We start from the raw sequence: 21,378 nt of genomic DNA on the forward strand, positions 1-21,378 counted from the left end.
CTCGGCGATGGCTGCAGATTTCCATTCAAGATCGGGCACGACGCTTCCCGTCGATCAAAGCCTGAGCGTCCTGCATGACTTGGGCGTGTGGTGTTGCAGGGCGTGCATCATTCAGCGCATCCCGCACCTTGGTACGAAACCAAGCGTCATAGACGTCAGGATCGGCAGTGAGTCCCGCTGGCAGTCCACCTTCCGCAGCCACCCGTGTCAGGAGGATGCGCACAGCATCAGAGAGTGTCAGGCCAACACCAGCAAGGACGTCAGAGGCCTGCGTCTTAAGCTGATCGTCAACACGGACATGAAGCATGGATGTCTGGGCAGGCATGAATATCCTCCTTGTTGAGTCACACCCGTATCTCAAATGAGATACACATTCAAGGTCGTGGCTAATGTCGCGTGAAATGTACGTAACCGGACAGGTGGCGACTTATGCAGAGCTGCTCACGCGCAGTAGAGGCGGCTCCAGTTGTAACATTGCGCAGGCATCCCAGTTTGGCGACAACGCAATACAGATGCTTCCACTGCCGCTGCACCGGCTCGAACGAGTAGAGTGTAAGTGCAGCTTCGCGGCATCCATCCGTGCCAACAAGCGACGATCACGAACCAGCAACCAGAACAAACAGGACCGCCACACGCAGATCGTTTTTTGACTCGTGTTGGTGCCGCAATGAAGGAGTCGGGTTTTACTGCAGCCGCTCAGCAATCCAAATTTTTATCAGTGCCTGGCGGGTAATGCCTAGCTTCTGGGCTTGCCGGTCCAACCCGGAGACGACCCACGTGGGGAAATCAACGTTGACCCGTTTGGCTTCAACGTTAAGGCGGCGGGCCTTTGACCAGTCCACATTGGCGGATATATCTTCACCCGCATCGAAACGTTCGTCGAATTCAGTCGCCTTCAGAATAGTCGATCTCCTGCTTGCGGGCGCGGTCCGCTTCACGGGTCAGGCGCTCCAACAGGGACCTGCTGGTTCTGAAACAGGCCACCTTTTTTTCTGCAACTGGAACCGCTTCACCCGTCCTTGGATTGCGGCTCATTCGTGCTGAGCGGGTCCGTGGCGTGAATGATCCGAATCCACGAAGTTCGACCCGATTGCCACGCGCCAGCGTCGTGAGCATCGTCCCAAACACCACCTCCACGATCGCTTCCGCAGTTTTCAACGGCAACGACGGGTGTTCTTCACGCAGTTTTTGAATGAGTTCAGACCGCACCACTTTTGATATCTCCAACCCATCCGATCACCACTTTGCCCATGAATCTGAGCCGGAGCAACACTGATCCCCGATCATGCATCAGGCGATAGGATTCCCGCATCTTCCAGCTGCTCCTGATCGGGCAGGTCGTGCAGACTCTCCAGCCCGAATACCATCAGAAACCGTTCTGTCGTCACGAAGGTATAAGGCGCGCCACGCCGCGGGCTGCGAGGTCCTGTCCCGATCAGGTTGAGCGCATGCAGGCGCCCGATCAGGTCCCGGCTGATGTCGCGGCCGAAAATCTCCTTCAGCCCGTCGCGGGTGATAGGCTGGTGATACGCGATGGCGGCGAGAACCGCGACGTCGCCTTCGTTCAAATCCAGCAGCTGGTCACCCACATCTGCTGCGGCCACGATCGCCGGAGCATAGGCGGGCCGTGTCCGGAACATCCAGCCGTCCGCCACCTTGGCCACCTCGAACGCACGCCCCGCGAGATCGGCCGCGAGGTCCGCAATCAACAAGTCGACCGAGGCCCCCTGCCCCACTACCCGCGCCAGATCCTCGCGTGGCACTGGCGACGCACTCGCAAACAGCACCGCCTCGATCCTGCGCAGCCACTCCCGCCAACGCAGGTCCGGCGGCAGGTCGGCCAACTCACGGTCCAGCGCGGGGTCAGATTGGTTCTTTGCCATCGCTACACGCCGTAAAGCCGGAACGTGTCACGTCCCGTCAGCTCGCGGATGGCCCCCAGGTCCACGAGCCGGTCGCACAGGCGCCGCGCCGCGCGATCCGGCAAGGGCAGCGCTGCGGGGGCGACAGCGTCCTGCGTCAGGAACATCTCGATGGCGTCCCGGGCCCTGCTGGCGCGCAGTTGCGGCGCGACGGCCGTCAGATGCGCCGTCCGCCGCGCGAGATCCGCAGCCAGACGTACCGCATCAATCACCGACGCTATCACCGCGCGATGACAGGCCAGCCGAAGATCATCGCCGCGCTTGCGTAGGTCCGCCCGCTTCAGCCCTGTCGCCAGCAGCGGCACCAGGTGATCCCAGCCCAACGCCTGCGCCAAGGCCGCGTCCGCGAGGATCAGCGCTGGCACCTCCGCCCTTGGCATGTCCGCCAGGACTGCTTCTAGCACGCGCGACGCCCGGCCAACAGGGCTCCCCTGCGTCGCAGCGCGCATATTTTGCCTGTCCAGCCAGACCGCAATCTGCGGTGCAGCACATCCGGGCAGCGCTCGTTGCAAAGCGCTGACTGACACAGGCCGCTCCACCGCACCCCGCCAGCCCTGGTAGGTCTCGCCCGCCGGCCCCGGCAGGTCACCGGGACGCAGCAGATGGATCGCATCGCGCAGGTCCGCGGCGCGTTCGGACCGTCCCGAGAACGCAACACAAGCCTCCGCCGCAGACAGAGCCAACCGCTCCCGCAACAAGGCATGGGGCACAGACGGATCGACCAGCACAACATGCAGATGGTTCAGCGCTGCACCTGACGAAAAAGCCACATCTTCAAGGGTTTCAGCGCGGGCTCTGGTGACCCAGGACGGCATCCGGGGTACCATATCGACGTTGGATTGCTGTGGGCTGCGTCCGGTTCTCATGCTGGGAGCCTATAGTGAAGCGGCGCTTATAGCCAGAAAAAAGCGCCCTAACCGCCCCACCTTGCTAGATCGCGTCATGTCCAATAAGTTTGCATTATCGGACGTAAAAGGATACGCTGCAGTACGGTTTCAAAATCAGCGGTTTTTCTGTCGGATGACTGGAATTCGTGAGATTCAAGCACTTCCCTGAACAACAAGTCGGGGTTCATGAGATTGCGTACCGGTATTTATGAGACTGGATGAGTCGGTATCTGTGGGACTGGCGCTGTCTCGCGGCTTTCTCGGCGAGCTGGCGGTCTCTCTCGTGGCGCTCAGCGCGCCAGAGCCGGGCCGAGATGCGTCGCCTCGACGAGAGCGGCCATGACTTGAGCGCCTCTCGGACTCGCCCCTGCCCTTCCGCGTCACTAGCCATAAGCACGACGATAGCCCATTTGACCGGATCCTTCATGATCCGACCGATTCCGACCGTCAGCGCGAAGCTCTGCAACAGCGAGCCTTGCGCCAAGGCGTGGAGACCGGAACGCACCGGCTTGGCGAAGACTGGCGAAACCTGATCGTATTCGGGAACGACGACCGTCAGTGCCTGCCGGAGGATCGGCGTGGTCAGAAAATCATGGTAGTCCCTCCGGTCCATCAGGGACATTCGTGGCTGCTCGTCCACGTTCGGCGGCGACGCCCGGCGATGCCGAGCAGTCAAAATCTGGAGGACTTCGGGCGCCCCCAGGTCGTCCTGCCCCGCGCCGCGCGCCCAGGCATCGAGATGAGCGGCACCGGCGTCGGCACATCGGGGTAGATTCCGGTAGGGGGCAGGATGACACCCTAAGGCCCTTGGGCACTGTTTTTCGCCGCCTGTATTTGCCTGTTGAGCGCGGTGTGAGCCCGCCCAGGGCGTCACACTGGACGGATGCCTGCAACAGCCTGCGAAGTTGGCAAGATATAGGGGGTGATTACTTCACATGACAGTACGGGGCAGGATTGTCTCACAAGGCGGCCACGGTGCGCTTTGTCCACCTGTATTCGCCTGTGAGGAGGATGTGGGCCCATCCGAGAGGCGAGATGTGCCCCAGAAGCTCGTCAGAGTCATCGAGTCCGACGCGTTTTCGTGCCGCCACTGCCTGCCCGAGGCGTTTGGTGTTCCAGTAGATGATTATGGCCGCCAGCAGGTTTAGCCCTGCCATACGGTAGTGTTGACCTTCGACGGTCCGATCGCGAATTTCGCCCTGCCGCCCGATGCGCAGGGCGTTTTTCAGGGCGTGATGGGCCTCGCCCTTGTTGAGACCAATCTGGGCACGGCGCTGCATGTCGGCATCAAGCAGCCAATCGACGATGAAGAGCGTGCGCTCGATGCGGCCGATTTCACGCAGGGCAAGTGCCAGCTCGTGCTGGCGTGGATAGGCTGCGAACTTTTTGAGCAACTGACTGGGCGGCATGATGCCCGCTGCCATCGTGGCCACGGCGCGTAGGATATCCGGCCAGTTCTGGATGATCAGGCCCTCTCTAATCTTACCGCCGATCAGACCGCGCAGCTCCTTTGGCGCGGCGGCCGGGTCGAAGAGATACAGCCGTTTCGAGGGGAGGTCCCGTATGCGCGGAATAAACCGGAAGGCCAGCAGCGAGGTGACGGCAAAGACGTGGTCGGTGAAGCCACCGGTGTCGGCATACTGCTCTTTGATCTTTCGGCCCGCTTCGGTCATCAGGAGCCCGTCCAGGATGTAGGGTGCTTCGCTCACGGTGGCGGGAATGTTCTGCGTTGCGAAGGGTCCAAACTGATCGGAGACATGCGTGTAAGCCTTTAGCCCTGGTTCAGATCCGTATTTGGCGTTGATCAAATTCATCGCTTCACCTTGCCTCGCGGCGGGGAAAAATTGTCCGTCGCTGGACGCGGTGACGCCGCCACCCCAGAACTTGGCCATGGGCAGGTTCGCTTGCGCATCGATCACCACTGCGAGCGCCCGGTTGATGGCATCGCTTTCGATGTGCCATCGCGACAGGCGCGAGAGCTGCATGTAATCGTGGGTGTTGGTGGCCTCGGCCATTTTGCTCAGCCCAAGGTTTAACCCCTCGGCCAGCAATACGGTCAGCAGCCCAATGCGATCCGTGCAGGGGGAGCCAGTGCGCACGTTCGTGAAGGCATCCGTGAAGCCGATGTCTTCATCGACCTCCTGCAGCAAATCGGTGACACGCACGGCGGGCAGACGGTCATAGAGATCAAGCACCAGAGCCTCTGCTGCCTCGGGCACGGCTGCGGGCAGCCGGTCAACTTTCAGAACGCCGTTTTCTATGGAACCGCCGGGAATGGCCCCAGACCGCGCTGCCTTGGCCAGCCGGTCAAGCCCATCAGTCAGCCTCGCTTTGCGATCCGCAAGCCAGCTTTCCGGATCGAATGGGACCGTCAATCTTGGCGTTGCCCGTGCGGCCTCAATCGGCACCAGAGCCTGTTTCAGGTCGGCATAGCGCCGTGAATGCGCCAGCCAGATATCACCCGATCGAAACGCTTCGCGGAGATGAGACAGGACGGCCACCTCCCAAAGCCGGTAATCATCGGCCGCCTGAGCGTTCAGGTGGCGGTGCCATTTGGAACCACGCCGTAGAAAGCTTGTGGATTGGGATTTGCTATTCCCATCATCAGCAATGATCTGTGCCGCCTGCTTCAAGGGCAGCGCCACAGCGGCTGCTTGGATATCAAGAGCACGCAGCATACGCGGTGCATATCGCCGGAACCGATGATACCCTTGCACAACATGGACTATAGGGTCAGCGGACATCGTGTTCGTCAGTTCGGCGGCGGTTGCCACAAGGCCTTCAAGTTGAAGCCAGCCACAGGACGCTTCGGTTGCCACATCAAGAGAGGCCTCATCCCCCTTGGCCTCCAGAAGGGCAGCGCCCAAGGTTTTGAAGGAGCGAAGTGTGTCGTGCAGGGCGGATTTTGCATCCGCGATGCGCGTGTCACACAACCTTTTCGCATCCTGCCAGGTCTTACCCACGATCCGGTCATGGGTCTCGACCACCGCATCGGCGATTCCCGCGTGCCATTCCACCGCGCAGACCGTCAAAATGGCAAGGCGCCGATCGCTGGTGATGTCCCTCAGACCGTCCGCAAAGTACCTTTCGCCCTGACGACGCAGGCGTGTAATCCGATGGGGCGGCACTCCTTCCAGAATAACAGGCGACACCCCCAAACCCTGCAAGAATTCCAGACGATCCAGAAGGCGGCTGGCACCCGCTGAGTTTTTCCCCACCTCGAACTGCCGGAGCCAGATGAACCGGCTGACAGTGCCATCAACCATGTCCGTCAACAGATTATCCAACTGGCCCTTCAACCCCTCATCGAGATGAGCCACGATCCGGCCATCTATCCGCCGCTCAGCGGCAACAAGCGCGTCAGCGCAAAGGCGTTCGATGACAGACACACCGGGCAGGACCGTTTGGGTGCGGCGGCATTCCTCGATAAACCTCCGGGCAAGGTCTTCATTTGATCGAGCGGTTTCTGCCTCGCGTTCGAGCCAGCCTTTCAGATCACGCGCGCCACGACCAGCGAACATCTTGTAACCGTATATCGCTCGCAGGGCGTGCAGATGTTGCTGCCGAGTTTGACGCCGCGCTGCATAGGGCAGGATTTCATCACCTGTCAGACCCAGTTGGGCACCGATAAAGCGGATGACCTGCTCTGGGATGACTTCACCGGAAGATAGAAATCGACCAGGATAGCGCAAGGCGCAGAGCTGCAAGGCGAAACCAATCCGGTTTTCCGGCCGACGTCGTTCGTTGATGTGGTCAAGGTCATCGTCGGCCAACGTGTAATGATGCAGGATCGTCACCTCGTCGGTTGGCAGGTCGAGCAGGCTTGTGCGCTGTCGTTCGGTCAAAATGGAGCGTCTTGGCATGGTGCATTGTCCTTGTTAGTCATTAGTTTGTTTAGGACAATTTTGACCTCAACAAAATCAACGCCTTACAAGACCTAAATCCAAGGGGGTTCAATTGGGACAGCGCGCCGCCATCTATGCCCGGGTTTCCACCTCGGATCAGTCCTGCGAACGGCAGGTGGCAGAGTTGACAGCCTTTGCCGAACGCGGTGGCTTTGACGTGATTGGCATCTTTAAAGAAACCGCCTCTGGGACGTCCTCAAACCGGAGCGCCCGTAATCGCATCATCGACCTTGCACAAGCTCGTAAGATTGATGCAGTTCTTGTCACCGAACTGTCCCGCTGGGGCCGCTCGACCCAGGACTTGCTGGACACCCTCAACAGATTGGTAGGCTGGAATGTCTCTGTTGTCGCTATGAGCGGCATGACCTTCGAACTCGCCACGCCCCACGGCCGGATGATGGCTACCATGCTGGCTGGCATTGCCCAGTTCGAGCGTGACTTGCTGAGCGAACGCGTCAAATCCGGCCTCGCCGCCGCCCGCGCGAGGGGTAAGAAATTAGGCCGTCAACCAGGGCAGCGCCCAAAATCCGATAAGCTTGCACCAAAGGTCATTCAAGCCGTGACAGATGGTCGATCATATCGTTGGATTGCACGGGATCTCGGCATCAACAAAAATACCGTCCTCGATATCATGAAACGACATCGCAAAAACCCTTAGGGTGTCATTCTGCCCTCTACCGGAATGGACCCCTCCTACTAAATCTTTCGAGACATTCTCCTTCCCTGGAGGTCTGACCCCCAACATTCCCGCCGCCGACTATGCCGTCGATCCGCGCGCTGTCGCTATCGCCGCTGCGGCCAAAGAACTAAACGACAAGCGTGAGGCTTGGCTGAATCCGCCCGATCTGGTGGACCGGGTGCCAGAGGTGGTGGCGGGCTATCCCGACCGGCTGATCCCAAAGGACGAGGCCGCAGCGGAAGAACTAAAAAAACGGACCCTCACTAACCTCTACAACGCCCGTCCTGCGTGGCTGGCCGGCCTGCACGACCGCCTCGATACGGCTGTCGCAGCGGCCTACGGCTGGGACGCTGAATGGAAGGCCGGGATGGACGACGAAGCGATCCTGGCAAAGCTGTTTGCATTGAACCAGATGCGGGCAGCAGGACAGGGGTTGTAAGAGCCAGCAGAAAGACCGCATCCGCGAAACGAGCCAGATTTATAGTTTCCTGGAGATTGGTCAGCGAAACGAAAAGTATCACCAAATTACATTTCAGCAATATTTGAGAATTCTAGGGGCGAGCAATAATCGCTATGGGGCCTCCTGATTTGTAGAGGTGAGAGTATCTCAGGGCACTCCTTGAACCAGAAACTGGGGTCATCAAATCAAAGTACCCGATAAGTATAAATAATGTCTTTAATGTCAATAAGTTAGATGATTTTTCTGTTGACAGTGGTTGGGCTGACATGTACCCTCAATCGGGTGGATGGCGGGATATGATCCAAAGCCCCCTGTTTAAAAATACCTCTAGAGAGTTTTATCAATCTTATCCCTTCGCCGCCGTCAGGCGGAGCGAAGGGATAAGATTGATGGGTACACAGTATGCATGGTGAACTGTCGTATCCGGATTACCAGTCGCTGAGGAAAGCTTTGCACTACGCCATAGGGCAAGCCCTGCGCAAAACGTCGGGGCCGACAACCGCGACCGTCACCAGCTTGGCTAGGCGACCATACGGCATACACACCCACGACGTGTGATCCGATGAGGATGGTGCATTGTTTTGAAGCGCCACGCGACAACCTGTTGGGGACAGGGATATCGTCGCGTGGCGCAACACTGCTCATACTCGAGACGCTCATAATCGTTGGGACGGACGACTCTGAATATCCCTGTCGTTGACAGCAAAATGTGGAGAAAGTGTGGTGTTACTGCTGATCGCTTATGCTCGTGGCCCAGCGTAAGGCAATCTTACTGAATAATTTCGGGAAGATCTGCGAGGGGCCATGGGCGACCGTGGAAGAGTCAGGGTGGAGTAAACATAAGGTCAAGTCACTCGTGTCGCGAACGCGATAGATTCTTCGGCGCGGGGAGCTTACCCTGCGTCAGGCAGTTCACAAAGACAGGCCGCAAAAGGGGGAATGACATGAAGCATTTGTTACATGCGGCCGTCTTCGGGTTGTCCGCGACGGGAGCGGTGGCGGAGGTCTCCGTCGCGCGGGGTGAATATCTCGTGACTGGGCCGATGGGCTGCGGCAACTGCCACACGCCGCAAGGAGCGGACGGACCTCTCCCTGGCGCGGAACTGTCGGGAATGCTGGTCGACCAGAACCCGGGTTTCACTGCCATCGCTGCCAACATAACACCGGCTGGCGAGGTCGCGGACTGGTCCGACGCTGATCTGGCCAAGGCAATCCGCGAGGGCATCCGGCCCGACGGCAGCGTAATAGGGCCGCCGATGCCGATCGGCCTATACCGCCACATCTCGGACGACGACCTTGGCTCGATCGTGGCCTACTTGCGTACGGTGCCTGCGGTCGAAAACGACCCGGGCAAGAGCGTCTATAATATTCCCCTGCCGCCGGCCTACGGCCCGCCGCTGACCACTGTTTCGGCCCCGGCAGAGGGTGCAACGGTCGAGTGGGGCGGCTACGTCGCGACCATCTCGCATTGCTTCGAATGCCACTCGACCCCCGTCGAGGGCGTCCCGGACCTGGCCGGTCACTATGGCCAGGGCGGGTTAGAGTTTCCCGGCCCATGGGGTGTTTCGGTCGCGCCGAACATCACTGCGGCCGAAGAGGGGATTGGCAAGTATTCCGACGAGGAACTCGCGGCCATCATCCAGCACGGCGTCCGTCCCGCCGGGGAGCGGATGCTTCCACCGATGCCTTATCCCTATTTCGCCAAGATGACGGATCAGGATCTGTCGGCGGTGATCCTCTACCTCCGCTCGGGCCCGACAGCGCCGCCCGCCGAGATGTGAGCTGCAGCCCTTCTGGGGGGCAGGCGAACGGCCCTACTATGACACAGGACTACGGGCATTCACTGGCGTACTTATGAACGCCTCGTCGCGGCAGCGTCACGATAGCATCACTGGATTGCCACGATCTTCTGGCATGTGGAGGATGTGCAAGTCCAAAGGGTGATTATTGCGCCTCAGAGGGCGTGTATCGTTGTAGTTTTCCAGATTTCTACGCAAAGGGAATTTTTCCTGGCGCATAAAAAATCTGGGCCTTCGCGACAGAGACTTACCTTTGTCAAAATCGCCAGTCAGTATCGGGTGTTTAACTCAGATGTAGGCAAAATATTTTCTGCGGAGATTCACTAGAATGCTGGAATATTGGCTAAATGTATTAGTTCCATTAATATGAGGTCATGATCTCTGCGAAGCTGGACTAGTCCTCATGACCTGCAGTCTCTTTAAAATCGGGTCTGTGCGAAATTCGTGATTATTGCACTTGGCTTCCGCAGATATTCAATCTAGGCGGGAACGGATCAAATCCGCGTTAAAATTGAATGTCTTGACCTACCAGAGCTTTGGAAATTATTAAAAACTTGGTGCGCAAGCAAAAGGGCGAGGCTATCTCGTTCCAGTTTTTCCGTTTTTATATTTCCAAAGTCTTCTAAAGATTGAAGCTTTTCTTTAGTATACCCCCGGATTTCTTCTGGGCCAACATATCCCATGGACCAGCTCGAAAATGCTCTGATCTCGGCTGTTCCTTCCAGTATCAAGGCCAAGGCTGTATGACGGGAATCATGAGATATCCGTGCATAACAATCTTCAACAACGGACTTCCCCCCTTCCAAGACCTGGAAGAAGATCAGGTCATGGTACATGAGAACCCCGGTAATATCATCACGCTCATTATTATTCGTGGAAACATCCATAATATTGGTTAGAAAATCTAATTCTAATGGAGCTCGTGATAGACTTACGTAGGCGATGTGGTGAAAATCAGTAATCGTATTAATATTGGATCCTAGTGGGTTAGTCATCCTATCTACTCCATCTAAACGTCAGTATTCCCCAAGTAGAACCGGCTCCTACTTGGGGAATACTGACGTTTTTGGCTCGATCACACCCTGTGACAGACGAGATTTAAACGTCTATTCAATGCGGTTGGTTCCACCTAGGCCCACCGAAGAAGCCGCGTTAGGACAAAGGTGCACTGCGTGAAACTGCTGGGCCCGCGGCTGATGGCGCGCGACTTTGACCGCCAAGTCGCCGAGGTTCAGGTGCGCGTTGCAATCCTGAATGGCTACACCGCCCTTGGCATCCCCGTCACGACAGCCGTGGGATAAATCCGTATCGGGAAAGGGGAGAACCGTTCGTCAGCTGGGATACGCAAACAGAGTCGGCAACGCGCGCCACACTGTGGCCTGGGAGACACAAAAGTGTTTCTCTCGCAATTGTCACAATTTCGGCATCACAATGAACGTTTTTCTCCACACCATCCGTGCAACAGCCGTCACTGAACATAAAGTTCTCCCGGTGACGATATGTCGTTGTGAGCGCCTGCCGATGCCACGACTGCTTTGAGCAGTCTGGAATTCAGAACTTATAAAATAAAGGTTTCCGGAACATGCATGTGCGAGTTAAATATCTTCGCTCTTCCCTGCTTTGCACTCTGTTGAGCAGTGTGGCCTTGCCTGTTGTCGCGCAAGACATGCTTGAACTTGGCGATTTCGCCGGAGACTATTCCTATGCCATTGGCATTAGCGGTGATGGCACCGCGGTCATTGGCCAGACACATGTCACCGCCAGTATCGGCGACCAGACACATACCAGTTATCAGGCCTTTCGGTGGACTTCTGATGGCACTCAGCTTCTGGGCTCCCTCAAATCGGATGGGACCGGGTATTCTAATGCGAACGCTGTCAGCGCAGATGGGGCTGTGGTCGCAGGCTCTGCTCAAACTGATGGCCTTGATCATCAGGCGTTTCGCTGGACAGATGACGGTGGCATGGTTTCGCTTGGAACGTTGCGGGCCGATCAGACTGGATATTCCCACGCTCAGGACATGAGCGCGGACGGCACTGTGGTCGTCGGCCATGCATACACGGACAGCAATTCTCAGCAGGCGTTTCGCTGGACATCGGATGGCATGAAAAGCCTGGGAACATTGCGGAGCGATGGACAGGGGTATTCCTCAGCTTATGCCGTGAATGCAGACGGTACAGTCGTCGTCGGTCAATCCGAATATCAGAACGACCAAAATCATGGAAACCAACAAGCATTCCGCTGGACTCAGGATGGAATGATAGGCCTTGGGACGCTGCAGTCCGATGGCAGCGGCTACTCCCATGCCACTGCCGTCAGTGCCGACGGTTCCGTTGTCGCCGGACAGGCCAGTACCGACACAGGCTCGTACCAGGCATTCCGCTGGACAGCTGCGGGGATGCAGGGGCTTGGCTCGCTGCGTAGCGATGGGACCGGCTATTCTCACGCACAAGATCTGAGCGCGGATGGCTCCACGGTCGTGGGAAACGCGCAAAATGGCGACGACACCGATATTGGCTTCATGTTTCATTCGCAACGCGCGTTCCGCTGGACGCAGAGCGACGGGATGGTAGATCTGGGCACGTTGCGGACTGACGGCTCGGGCTATTCACAAGCGACAGCTGTTAATGGGGACGGCTCGGTTGTTGTGGGTAGCAGCGATGTCGCGATGGGAGATGCTGATGCGCCTCAGATTTATCATCAAGCGTTTCGTTGGACAGCCGATGGCATGGTCGGGCTCGGAACGCTAAAGGCTGACGGTACCGGGTACTCATACGCTTATGATGTCAGTGATGACGGAACGATCGTTGTTGGACAGGCAGAATCAGATCTGGGAATGTACCGGGCGTTTATTTACCGTGCCAAGACTGCGGATCCAACACCCGTTGAGCCTGATCCAGTCGAGCCCGCACCGGTTGAGCCGACGCCTGTCGACCCGTCCCCCGTTCCGCCCGCACCGGTTGAGCCGACACCTGTCACCCCCGTGTCAGTTGACCCGACTCCCGTCACCCCTACACCGGTTGTACCAACCCCGGTCATTCCAACTCCGACCTCGCCTGGGACAATGCTGGACTTGGTGAACACCCAAGCAGCCATCATTCAAAACGCCAGCGCCCAAGCGCGGGTCACGCAGACCAGAAATACAGCTCTGGTTGAATTGATGGGCCGTGAGCTTGAATTATCCCCGATGATCCAACCAAATACGCGCGCACAGATTTCAACGAAAGGAAGCGGGGATCTGTCTTCACCCTACCCGGTGGCGCTCAGGCTCGACGCCACCCTGCGGCAGGGCGGCGATGTCGATGATATGGGAATCGCTGGTGTAACCGCAGCCGTCGGCATTACACCCAAACTGACCTTCGGAGGCTTTCTGTACCAGGGCTCCACATCGGACGGTGACGTTCTGTCGGTCGGCACATCCCTTCGCTCTCGAGAAACCAGCGGGACTGGCCTGACCTGGCGTGCGGCGCTTGGGTACGCGCGTGGAGATATTTCCTTCGACCGTGATGATCAGTTGAGCAATACAGAAAGCGCTCGTGGGGACACGACCATCACCAATCTCGCCGCCAGCGCAGAGATTGGCTACGGAATTGCGGACGGACCTTATGTGCTCACACCGTTCCTGCGCCTGTCTCATGCCACAACGACCCGCAATGGTTACACCGAAGCAGGAACGGCAGATTTTCCCGTGACCTACGAAAGCTACGAGGCGACCGCGACGACACTGACCCTGGGGGCAGATGGTCGACGGGACATCTCCAGTAACTCAAGTATCCGGTTCAGCGCTGGTGTGGAACTCGATCTCGCACGCAGTAACGACCCGATCGAAGGCACCAGCGAAGTGCCTGGTCTGGAGAATATCAGTGTCAGCGCGCCATCAGTGGAAAACGGAATCCGGCCTTATGTGTCACTGGGCTTCATGCATGCTCTGAACAGCGGCAGCATGGTGACTCTGGATGTCGGCACCCAAACCTCGGCCTACAGTGAAGACCCCAGACATTTCATCGCTGTGGGATATCAGATCAAATTCTAGCGGGTTGCGTTCAATCAATTTCATAGCCAGCGGCCTTGGGGACAAACCGGTCACGCTCTACCAATCTGTCGACCCAAACGGCAATCAGCGCGATTATGGGAAACGGGTTCTCAACGCTTAGACTAGGATTCTGCACTCTCCGGCATCAGACCCCTAGAATGCTGGAATATTGGCTAAATGTATGGATCGTATTTTACAGCCTTAAAACCGTATGGTCACTTCCATCAGCAAAACCTTCGACCTATTGGGCCAGCATCCACGCGCCGTTCGGCCAAAACGCGTGGAAGGCAAAGGCAAACATGACATCATGGACGATATCATTGCCCGCCGCGTCGCGGACCCGCACGTTGCCCACCTCTTTGCCAGCCCCAAGGTCAGATGCGTCAAGAGCTGATGCCTGGCCTGCGGTCCAACTCAAGGTGACGCCGGCTTCACTGATCTCACCTTCGTCAGCCAGTCGGGTCAACGGCCACGCCCGTTCGCCCACGCGCACGACCCGGACCAGCGGCGGAATATCGTGCGGCGGCATCTCGCCGTTGAACAGGAATGGGCGGGATGAGCTATCGTAATCGGTATAAGCATTCGCACCGTAATTCCGCGAAAAGCCTTGCGGTTGATCCATCACCAGACCGTCAGGATTGCGGGTCGCGAAGCTTGCCCAGCCTTCAAGCCAACCGGGCAACATTGTCAGTTCTGTCCCGTTAAGGTCGCCTACGATCGCCTCGCCGGTCGCCTGTTGCCACCAGCTTTCGGTTTCACGATCAAACATCACCATATCGGAATTGCGCAGCTTGCCAGACACACCAAAGGTCAAGGTGCCCGCCGCTGTTCTGCGGTCGAACACGACACCGGAATTACACAAAGGGCAGAACGTCACGGCCACAGGTATGCCGCCGACGTCATCGTTCACAATCTCATGCCACATAAGGTAGCGAACGGGGTACGCCCGCGCAGCGCTGCCCGCAGGTTCGTACACCATCACCGCCTCGCGTGGTGAGAGCCGATCCTCTTCAGTCACAGGTATAAGCGTTGGCCCATTGATAGCGGGAATTCCATCCCTTGGCGGACCGCCGGACAGGATTTCAGTCCAGTTTTCCACGCTCGATCGCGTGAAATCAGTGTTTGGCCACTCATTGGCCCACACGTCGGGACTGGCTAACACGGTGGACCCGCCAATGGCGAACACAACAATGAAGGCGGTCTGGCGTAGCGAGGCAAACATCGTATGTGCTCCTCTTCGGATCGTTATTTGTTCATCCTGCACATCTCGGGGAACTTGACGACCCACCTCTTCTCTATGTGATGGTGCGCAATTCACATCGTTATGAAACCGCTTTCACGCGACGGCTGCGTCTATTGCTATTATGCGACGCTTCCCTACCCACCCATTCAAGCTAGTACATCGTGTTGCACATAGCGGACGCCCAAGTTGGCGCTGGCAGCAGCAAAATGAATCCGATTGTGCCGTTCGCCACGCCTAAAAGCGTAACGCCAGCATAACACGATGGCGTGACACGGGGGCATATTGTCGGCGGGCGCTGGACTGTGGATGTTATGTTTTTCCTACCGGTCCCTTTCGGGTCGGACACTAAGGAGAGGATACCATGAGCCGTTTTCTAGAATGTGCTTTCATCGCGACACTGGCCGCAACACCATTGGCAGCCCAAGATACAGCACCCTTCGGCGGGGACGCCGATACCGCATATGCAGCAGACCTGTGGCGGATGATGCTCGATGCGAACCTGGCGGGCGAGGATGCCATTGGCGCATTTCCCTACCCTGGCACGGACCCGCACGGCATGATGCTGGAAACGTTCTATACGCGCGCGACGGTTGGTGACCACGACGGCGCACTGATTGTCAAACGCAACTATGGCCCGGAGGGCGTGACCACCGACGAGGTAATCGGCGATCCTGCTGGTCATCTAGGGGCCATAACAATCATGTTCCAGCGTGAAAACGATTACGATCCTGACACAGGCAACTGGTTCTATGCCAAATATCTCCCAGACGGAACGCTGGACCAAAATCCGGCCGGCATGCCGTTGGCCGGTCTGGTGGGAAAGGGTGCCGAAGCCGGTTGCATTGCGTGTCACCAAAATGCGGGTGGAGACGACTACTTGTTCACCACTGACGCCAACCTGACTGGCAATTAGCCCCGGCCAACCAGTTCGACGGTTTGGGTAGCAGACGGGTCGAGTACGCTAAAGTTGCCCGTAAGCCGAAACCGTCGGACCGCTTCGTGCTGCCGGAGGCATCCTCCGGCATTTCTTCAAATTTTGACGTCTCATGTCATCGTGATGGGTGTGGATGGCTCCGCCCGTTGCGGACCGTTCTAACGTTGACCAACGACTGCGCACTACCTGCTGATGACTCCGCCCCAAGTTGGACCGTAGATTGAGCATTGGAGAGTGACGTCCCAAGGTCGCCCCGAAGGGCACATTCTTTTTCATCTACACCCCCTGCCGTGGTTTTTCCCCGGCCCTGAACGTATGCGGGGGGCAGCGCAGCGGTTCGCTCGGGTTATAGCCAAAAGATCACGGTTGCAGCGAGAGCGATGGCAGATCCAAATGTCGCTGGACAGCCTTAACTGCGAAGAAGCAGGTCCGTGCGAAATTCTCGAATTATGCACGACATTTCAGTGTCCATGTTTTCAATAGCTTGCCGCGTGCAAAACTCATGTGCATAAGTAGTGGCGGGATACGTCGCCGGATACGGCCGTCCAGATCGACGAGATTACCCACGCTTTGCGCACAGCGAGGAAGCGTCAGGAGGCCCACCATGATCATTGGATATGCACGCGTCAGCACCGACGCCCAAGTATTAGACGCGCAGATGGAAGCCCTGCATGGCGCAGGTGCCGAACGCACCTTCCATGAAAAGATATCAGGCGCTCGCCGTGACCGACCAGAACTGCGTCATCTGCTGGATCGTCTGAACCAAGGCGACGTGCTGCTTGTCACCCGGCTGGACCGGCTCGCCCGATCGACAAGGGACCTACTCGACATCCTAGCAGAGATCGGTGAGCGGGGTGCCACCTTCCGCTCTCTTGGTGATACCTGGGCTGACACAACCACGGCGCATGGCCGGCTGATGCTGACTGTGTTGGGCGGCTTGGCAGAGTTTGAACGAGAGCTGATCCGGGTGCGTACTGGGGAGGGCCGTGAACGTGCTCGAACCAGAGGGGTCCGCATGGGCCGCAAACCCAAACTCACTCCGCACCAGCAGCGAGAGGCACTGGATCGTAAGTCCGCAGGGGAACCCGTGACTGAGATCGCACGCAGCTACAACGTCAGTCATTCGATGATTTCACGGCTCAAATAAGTTTTAGGATATCTCTAGGCAGAAATAGGGGTTGTATTTGTTTTTATGGTTTAGGATCGGAGTCTACCTGAAATGACCCCAAAATCCCCCGATTGGTCAAGTACCAAAATAATTTCAGTTACGAGTGAGGATCTTAAATATAATTTAGTTTGAAAAGTTGAATTCTATTGCGGCTTCTCAAATCCGTGGTTGGCATTAGGGTAACCTTAGGTCGTGATTAACATGCCCAAGCATATGGGTAAGAAGATTAAAGTCTACCAATATATTCCGCTGCTCGATGATCGGAACGTCAACGATCAGGGTATCGATGCTGCTGGTGCCACCATGGCTGATGGTAACCTCTACGGCTCCAGCCGTGACATCGGCAAGATCACCTCGCGTCTGCCCAACCTGGGCGAGTCCGGTGGTCGTGTGAACCGCGTTGGTTTCACCCGGATCGAGCGTGAAGGCTCCATTGCGAACTTCGGTATCTTCGCCGAATTCACACAGGATTCCTTCGACTTCGATACCGACTCTGACCTCTATGGCCACCTGAGCCGGGAAATGGTCCAGGGTGCGACCCAGCTGACCGAAGCTGTGCTGCAGAAGGACATTCTGGCTGCTGCCGGTGTGATCGTCTACGCCGGTGCTGCGACGTCCAACGCCACTGTGACCGCTGAAGGCGGCACGCCGTCGATCGTCGACTACGACGATCTGCAGCGTCTGCACACGACCCTGAACGACAACCGCACGCCGATGCAGACGAAAGTCATCACTGGTAGCCGGATGATCGACACCAAAGTCGTGATGGGCGGCCGGATGATGTACATCGGCTCGGAGCTCGAGAGCACCGTGAAGTCGCTGACCGATCCCTTCGGCAACAAGGCGTTCATCCCGATCAGCCAGTATGCAGATGCCGGCACGATCATGAACGGCGAGATCGGCACGGTCGATCAGTTCCGCATTATCTCTGTTCCCGAGATGCTGCACTGGGCTGGTGCCGGCGCTGCTGTCACCACCAACCCCGGCTACCGGGCCACGTCTGGTAAATACGACGTCTTCCCGATGCTGGTCATTGGCGATGAGAGCTTCACCTCGATCGGTTTCCAAACCGACGGCAAGACCACGAAGTTCAAAATCATCACCAAGATGCCGGGTGAGGGCGTTGCAGACCGCAACGATCCCTACGGCAAGAAGGGCTTCAGCTCGATCCAGTGGTGGTACGGCTTCCTGGGGATGCGTCCCGAGCGCCTGGCCGTCATCAAGACCGTCGCTCGCATGTAAGCGACACTCGAGGGAGAGGGGCTCAGGCCCCTCTCTTTCCTTGGTCGATAGATCAATACATTCCCCCAATATTCCCCACATATAGTGAGTAGGAAAACCGATGAGCGAAGATAAGAGCACAGACGAAACGCAGACTGAAGGGTAGATCCCCGGTAATCCCCCCGAAAGTAATGCTTGGCCAGCCATCACTACCAAGAATACCATTTCCGAAACGCATTAGCAGAAGGTTGTAACATGAAATATCTCCCTATCGCAGTTACATGTCTCGGCCTTGTTTTTGGTAGCGAGTCGCAAGCCGCAGATTTTGCCATCGGTGTGGACGCTTACAATTCGGGGGACTACGAACTGCATTCGCGGAATGGCAGCCCCTGGCTGAGCAGGGCGACGCTAATGCCCAGTACAACCTTGGGCTTATGTATTACAACGGCAATGGTGTTCCAGCAAATACCCTGGAGGGGGGTGTCCGCAAAGCGTGTTGGTCAGTTATGCGGATACTCAAGCAGCCGAGAGTCTACCCGATTTTTTGCAAGAAATTGTTGATTGATGCCGGGCGGTCGGACAAGGTTGCATCGCCCCCCATTGCGCGGCTACCTACTTCTTCAGGAGACACATTGAACATTATAAGCTCCCAGTATCTCGCCGTTGCCGCCCTTGCCCTTGCTGGACATTCTCCAGCATCGGCGGCCGACATCCAGATCACGCTGGGAGACGCTGGGGCACCGTCCATCATCGATATTAACGGGCCAATCGAACGCGGGGACGCCGAGCGATTCTATGATCTCTCGCAGCGCGCCGAAAAGGCCTTCGTCTTTCTCCAGTCGCCAGGCGGACTCGTGGAAGAAGGTTTGTCGATTGCCTCAGAAATCGGGTTGCGCGGATTTACCACGATCGTTGCGCCGGACACCGAATGCTACTCTGTTTGCGCCATAATTTGGGTTAGCGGTGGCAACAGGATTATGGACAGCACTTCAACGATAGGAGTACACGCAGCCTACCGTAATGAAGCGATGGAAGACGGGACGTCTTTATCATCTGAGTCTGGCGTCGCCAATGCCGACATTGGCTCCTTCCTCACATATGTCGGCTTGTCGAGGGAGGCGATACGTTATTTCACGACGGCCGGACCAAACCATTTTCTGCCTGTAACGCCAGGCATCGCGCAGCGCCTGGACATCGAAACCGCAGTCACCGAAGGCGGTCAGATACAAATGTCGGAAGAGCGGCCGACCCCTCGTCGACTGACCTGGCAGTCGGCTAACTATATGGGGCTAAGCGGCGACTGCGTCCCGTTCCTCGGTCTTGATTCCGCGTTTCTCCAAGAGCAAGGCGTCCAGAGACTCAGGCTCGGCCATGAACTCTTCGGTGGAGAACTTTTTGCCAGCCTCGTTCCGGAAATAAGCAGCCAGCTCAATTCGAAGAAAGCAAGCATGGCGCTGAAAGATTGGTGCACCATTGCCGCAATGGACTTGCACGACGAGGGGCTGTCGATCGGTATCAGCGGGCCAGCGTATGATTGTGCCAAGGCAGTGACCAGCACCGAGCGTGCGATCTGCGCAAGCTTCGATCTGTGGCTGGAAGACCGGGCATTGGGCTTCATGTATTCTGTTCTTCTTAATGTGAGCACCGGCGATGAGCGCACCGCACTTACTCAAAAGCAGCGTAACTGGATCAGCCAGCGAGACCGTTGCGGCAGTGATGTCGACTGCATTTTGGACCGCTACACAGCGTGGTCTCTGGATCTAAGCCTCGTTGCAGAGAGCGCTAACTGAACGCATGTACGGCACTGGCAGAGGTGTTAATCAAGACATTACAGAGGCTGTGCGCTGGTACCGGCTTGCAGCTGAACAGGGTGAGCCCGCTGCACAATCCAACCTTGGTGTCATGTATAGCACTGGAGAGGGTGTTCCGGAAAATGATGCAGAAGCTGTGCGTTGGTACCGGCTCGCAGCGGAGAAGGGTTACAGTATCGCCCAAGGTAACCTTGGAGCAATGTATGCCACCGGAGAAGGTGTTCCAGCAGACGATACAACGGCCCACATGTGGATGAACATTGCAGGCGCAAATGGATTGGAAGCGGCGCGTAAAGACCGCGAAAAACTGGAACAGAGGATGACGCGCGACGAGATTTCGCAGGCTCAAGATGCGGCTCGAACCTGCATGTCGTCGGGCTACACCGACTGTCGATAGGCCCTAAACCAGACCACCCGATTCAACCTGTGGTCGTCGTCAGATGGATAACGGGTTTTATGTCATGTAGATTTGCGTAGAAATGATCGCGCCAAGGTTGTGTGGGTGGAGGTGTCATAGACATTGCGCCTGAAGCCCTGCACGCTGACTAAGCACCATGGGCTGGTGGTGATTATTTAGCCCATCAATCAATAGGAAAAACATGAAATCTCTCTCCTGTGCCGCTGTCATTATAGGAATGACGCTCTCTGGCTGTGTTAGCCCTCCACAGCCCATGTCTAATTCTGAGATATTGCAAACTAGTATAATAGTTTTTAAAACTGATAAGTGCGTGCAGAAAGGTCACTTCACTGAATTGACTGCTGTAGCTATGTACAAGAACGAAGCTCAACAAAGGCTTAATCTTGAACCAAACCAAGACGTTGTAAACAAAATTCGCAAACTTTTCAGCGAAGTACCTCAAAACGATGAGCTTCCTTCTCTAGAGAATTGTCGATCGCTTGAACTTGATGCTGTTAATTATGCGAACTTGTTAGCTCAGGCTGAAAGGCAGCGAGAGCAGTCAAAAGTAGCCCAGTATGAACGTCGTCAGCCCCGTTACGCGAACTGCATTACAACATTAGGAAACACCAGTTGCGTCACATACTAGATGGATAAAGCAGTTAGAGGTGCAAAGAATAAAGCAGATCGATGATCCACTATTTGACCCCGGCACAACCTATGTTGAAGTAGAGTGCTGGGCTTGCGGCCACCGTGTTGACATGACACCGGACAAGCTGCCCACTGGCATTAGCAAGGCTGACTTTGAACGCAGGGCTGTCTGCAAATGCGGAACAGGCTGGCCGAGGGTGACGCGATATCCAAAGCCCGGGCCAAAAGGTCACTGGTAGCCGTTTCCGCAAAAACCACTCACCCCAGA

19 protein-coding genes and 1 pseudogene are annotated in these 21,378 nt (G+C 56.9%); 11 read left to right on the top strand and 9 right to left on the bottom strand.

From position 1 onward, the window contains the following. Positions 1–25: 25 nt before the first annotated feature. The 7 genes from ACOI1H_RS06815 to ACOI1H_RS06845 form a co-directional block, all read right to left on the bottom strand. Positions 26–325, bottom strand: a complete 300-nt coding sequence (locus tag ACOI1H_RS06815; RefSeq protein ID WP_422436121.1) for a type II toxin-antitoxin system RelB/DinJ family antitoxin — start codon at positions 323–325, stop codon at positions 26–28. A gap of 358 nt (positions 326–683) precedes the next feature. Continuing rightward, positions 684–938, bottom strand: coding sequence for a type II toxin-antitoxin system BrnA family antitoxin (brnA, locus tag ACOI1H_RS06820; RefSeq protein WP_422436122.1), 255 nt, complete (start codon positions 936–938; stop codon positions 684–686). Further along, a complete protein-coding gene (locus ACOI1H_RS06825; protein WP_422436207.1) occupies positions 886–1,212 on the bottom strand; it encodes an HU family DNA-binding protein in 327 nt (108 codons plus the stop codon). Before ACOI1H_RS06825 ends, brnA begins: the two co-directional genes overlap by 53 nt. A gap of 71 nt (positions 1,213–1,283) precedes the next feature. Beyond that, a complete protein-coding gene (gene scpB, locus ACOI1H_RS06830; RefSeq protein WP_422436123.1) occupies positions 1,284–1,883 on the bottom strand; it encodes an SMC-Scp complex subunit ScpB in 600 nt (199 codons plus the stop codon). Between the two features lie 2 nt (positions 1,884–1,885). Continuing rightward, positions 1,886–2,788, bottom strand: a complete 903-nt coding sequence (locus ACOI1H_RS06835; RefSeq protein ID WP_422436124.1) for a DUF1403 family protein — start codon at positions 2,786–2,788, stop codon at positions 1,886–1,888. Positions 2,789–2,993: 205 nt separating this feature from the next. Then, positions 2,994–3,431 carry a hypothetical protein gene (locus ACOI1H_RS06840; protein ID WP_422436125.1) on the bottom strand — a complete coding sequence of 146 codons (438 nt, stop codon included), beginning with the start codon at positions 3,429–3,431 and terminating at the stop codon, positions 2,994–2,996. A gap of 337 nt (positions 3,432–3,768) precedes the next feature. Continuing rightward, positions 3,769–6,672, bottom strand: coding sequence for a Tn3 family transposase (locus tag ACOI1H_RS06845; RefSeq protein ID WP_422436127.1), 2,904 nt, complete (start codon positions 6,670–6,672; stop codon positions 3,769–3,771). Between the two features lie 94 nt (positions 6,673–6,766). Between ACOI1H_RS06845 and ACOI1H_RS06850 the strand changes: the two genes are divergently transcribed. From ACOI1H_RS06850 to ACOI1H_RS06860, 3 genes are all read left to right on the top strand, one after another. Next, the gene (locus ACOI1H_RS06850) at positions 6,767–7,372 is read left to right on the top strand and encodes a recombinase family protein (RefSeq protein ID WP_093925370.1); all 606 of its coding nucleotides are present in this window, start codon (positions 6,767–6,769) and stop codon (positions 7,370–7,372) included. A gap of 1 nt (position 7,373) precedes the next feature. After that, positions 7,374–7,832, top strand: a complete 459-nt coding sequence (locus ACOI1H_RS06855) for a hypothetical protein (RefSeq protein WP_422436129.1) — start codon at positions 7,374–7,376, stop codon at positions 7,830–7,832. Between the two features lie 965 nt (positions 7,833–8,797). Next, positions 8,798–9,634, top strand: coding sequence for a c-type cytochrome (locus ACOI1H_RS06860; protein WP_422436131.1), 837 nt, complete (start codon positions 8,798–8,800; stop codon positions 9,632–9,634). A gap of 512 nt (positions 9,635–10,146) precedes the next feature. Here ACOI1H_RS06860 and ACOI1H_RS06865 read toward each other — a convergent pair. After that, a complete protein-coding gene (locus ACOI1H_RS06865) occupies positions 10,147–10,647 on the bottom strand; it encodes a BLUF domain-containing protein (RefSeq protein WP_422436133.1) in 501 nt (166 codons plus the stop codon). Positions 10,648–10,788: 141 nt separating this feature from the next. Between ACOI1H_RS06865 and ACOI1H_RS06870 the strand changes: the two are divergent. Further along, positions 10,789–10,953: pseudogene (locus ACOI1H_RS06870) on the top strand (IS5/IS1182 family transposase); the annotation flags it as partial. A 365-nt stretch (positions 10,954–11,318) separates the two neighbouring features. Next, positions 11,319–13,685 (top strand): hypothetical protein, encoded by a 2,367-nt coding sequence (locus tag ACOI1H_RS06875; RefSeq protein ID WP_422436135.1) that lies wholly within the window; start codon positions 11,319–11,321, stop codon positions 13,683–13,685. A gap of 241 nt (positions 13,686–13,926) precedes the next feature. On the opposite strand, the gene ACOI1H_RS06880 is transcribed toward ACOI1H_RS06875, so the two are convergent. Further along, the gene (locus ACOI1H_RS06880; RefSeq protein WP_422436136.1) at positions 13,927–14,907 is read right to left on the bottom strand and encodes a DUF3179 domain-containing protein; all 981 of its coding nucleotides are present in this window, start codon (positions 14,905–14,907) and stop codon (positions 13,927–13,929) included. 382 nt (positions 14,908–15,289) lie between these two features. Between ACOI1H_RS06880 and ACOI1H_RS06885 the strand changes: the two genes are divergently transcribed. The 6 genes from ACOI1H_RS06885 (at position 15,290) to ACOI1H_RS06910 (ending at position 21,108) form a co-directional block, all read left to right on the top strand. Continuing rightward, entirely contained in the window at positions 15,290–15,841 is a 552-nt protein-coding gene (locus ACOI1H_RS06885) for a cytochrome P460 family protein (protein WP_422436137.1), read from the top strand. A gap of 625 nt (positions 15,842–16,466) precedes the next feature. Beyond that, complete coding sequence (locus tag ACOI1H_RS06890; RefSeq protein WP_422436139.1) at positions 16,467–17,009, top strand: recombinase family protein; 543 nt, start codon at positions 16,467–16,469, stop codon at positions 17,007–17,009. A 222-nt stretch (positions 17,010–17,231) separates the two neighbouring features. Then, positions 17,232–18,272 carry a N4-gp56 family major capsid protein gene (locus tag ACOI1H_RS06895; RefSeq protein WP_422436141.1) on the top strand — a complete coding sequence of 347 codons (1,041 nt, stop codon included), beginning with the start codon at positions 17,232–17,234 and terminating at the stop codon, positions 18,270–18,272. A gap of 611 nt (positions 18,273–18,883) precedes the next feature. Beyond that, entirely contained in the window at positions 18,884–20,041 is a 1,158-nt protein-coding gene (locus ACOI1H_RS06900; protein ID WP_422436142.1) for a hypothetical protein, read from the top strand. A 4-nt stretch (positions 20,042–20,045) separates the two neighbouring features. Then, positions 20,046–20,459, top strand: a complete 414-nt coding sequence (locus ACOI1H_RS06905; RefSeq protein WP_422436144.1) for a tetratricopeptide repeat protein — start codon at positions 20,046–20,048, stop codon at positions 20,457–20,459. A gap of 202 nt (positions 20,460–20,661) precedes the next feature. Next, positions 20,662–21,108: a hypothetical protein gene (locus ACOI1H_RS06910; protein WP_422436146.1), complete on the top strand. Its 447-nt coding sequence runs from the start codon at positions 20,662–20,664 to the stop codon at positions 21,106–21,108. The last annotated feature ends 270 nt before the right edge of the window (positions 21,109–21,378 follow it).

This window comes from Loktanella sp. DJP18, from assembly GCF_049310965.1.
Taxonomy (GTDB): domain Bacteria; phylum Pseudomonadota; class Alphaproteobacteria; order Rhodobacterales; family Rhodobacteraceae; genus Loktanella.

Coding starts and splice junctions, on each gene's coding strand:
- ACOI1H_RS06815 (WP_422436121.1), bottom strand. CDS start 325: ATGCCTGCCCAGACATCCATGCTTCATGTCCGTGTTGACGATCAGCTT.
- scpB (WP_422436123.1), bottom strand. CDS start 1,883: ATGGCAAAGAACCAATCTGACCCCGCGCTGGACCGTGAGTTGGCCGAC.
- ACOI1H_RS06835 (WP_422436124.1), bottom strand. CDS start 2,788: ATGAGAACCGGACGCAGCCCACAGCAATCCAACGTCGATATGGTACCC.
- ACOI1H_RS06840 (WP_422436125.1), bottom strand. CDS start 3,431: ATGTCCCTGATGGACCGGAGGGACTACCATGATTTTCTGACCACGCCG.
- ACOI1H_RS06845 (WP_422436127.1), bottom strand. CDS start 6,672: ATGCCAAGACGCTCCATTTTGACCGAACGACAGCGCACAAGCCTGCTC.
- ACOI1H_RS06860 (WP_422436131.1), top strand. CDS start 8,798: ATGAAGCATTTGTTACATGCGGCCGTCTTCGGGTTGTCCGCGACGGGA.
- ACOI1H_RS06865 (WP_422436133.1), bottom strand. CDS start 10,647: ATGACTAACCCACTAGGATCCAATATTAATACGATTACTGATTTTCAC.
- ACOI1H_RS06875 (WP_422436135.1), top strand. CDS start 11,319: ATGCTTGAACTTGGCGATTTCGCCGGAGACTATTCCTATGCCATTGGC.
- ACOI1H_RS06880 (WP_422436136.1), bottom strand. CDS start 14,907: ATGTTTGCCTCGCTACGCCAGACCGCCTTCATTGTTGTGTTCGCCATT.
- ACOI1H_RS06885 (WP_422436137.1), top strand. CDS start 15,290: ATGAGCCGTTTTCTAGAATGTGCTTTCATCGCGACACTGGCCGCAACA.
- ACOI1H_RS06890 (WP_422436139.1), top strand. CDS start 16,467: ATGATCATTGGATATGCACGCGTCAGCACCGACGCCCAAGTATTAGAC.
- ACOI1H_RS06895 (WP_422436141.1), top strand. CDS start 17,232: ATGCCCAAGCATATGGGTAAGAAGATTAAAGTCTACCAATATATTCCG.
- ACOI1H_RS06905 (WP_422436144.1), top strand. CDS start 20,046: ATGTACGGCACTGGCAGAGGTGTTAATCAAGACATTACAGAGGCTGTG.
- ACOI1H_RS06910 (WP_422436146.1), top strand. CDS start 20,662: ATGAAATCTCTCTCCTGTGCCGCTGTCATTATAGGAATGACGCTCTCT.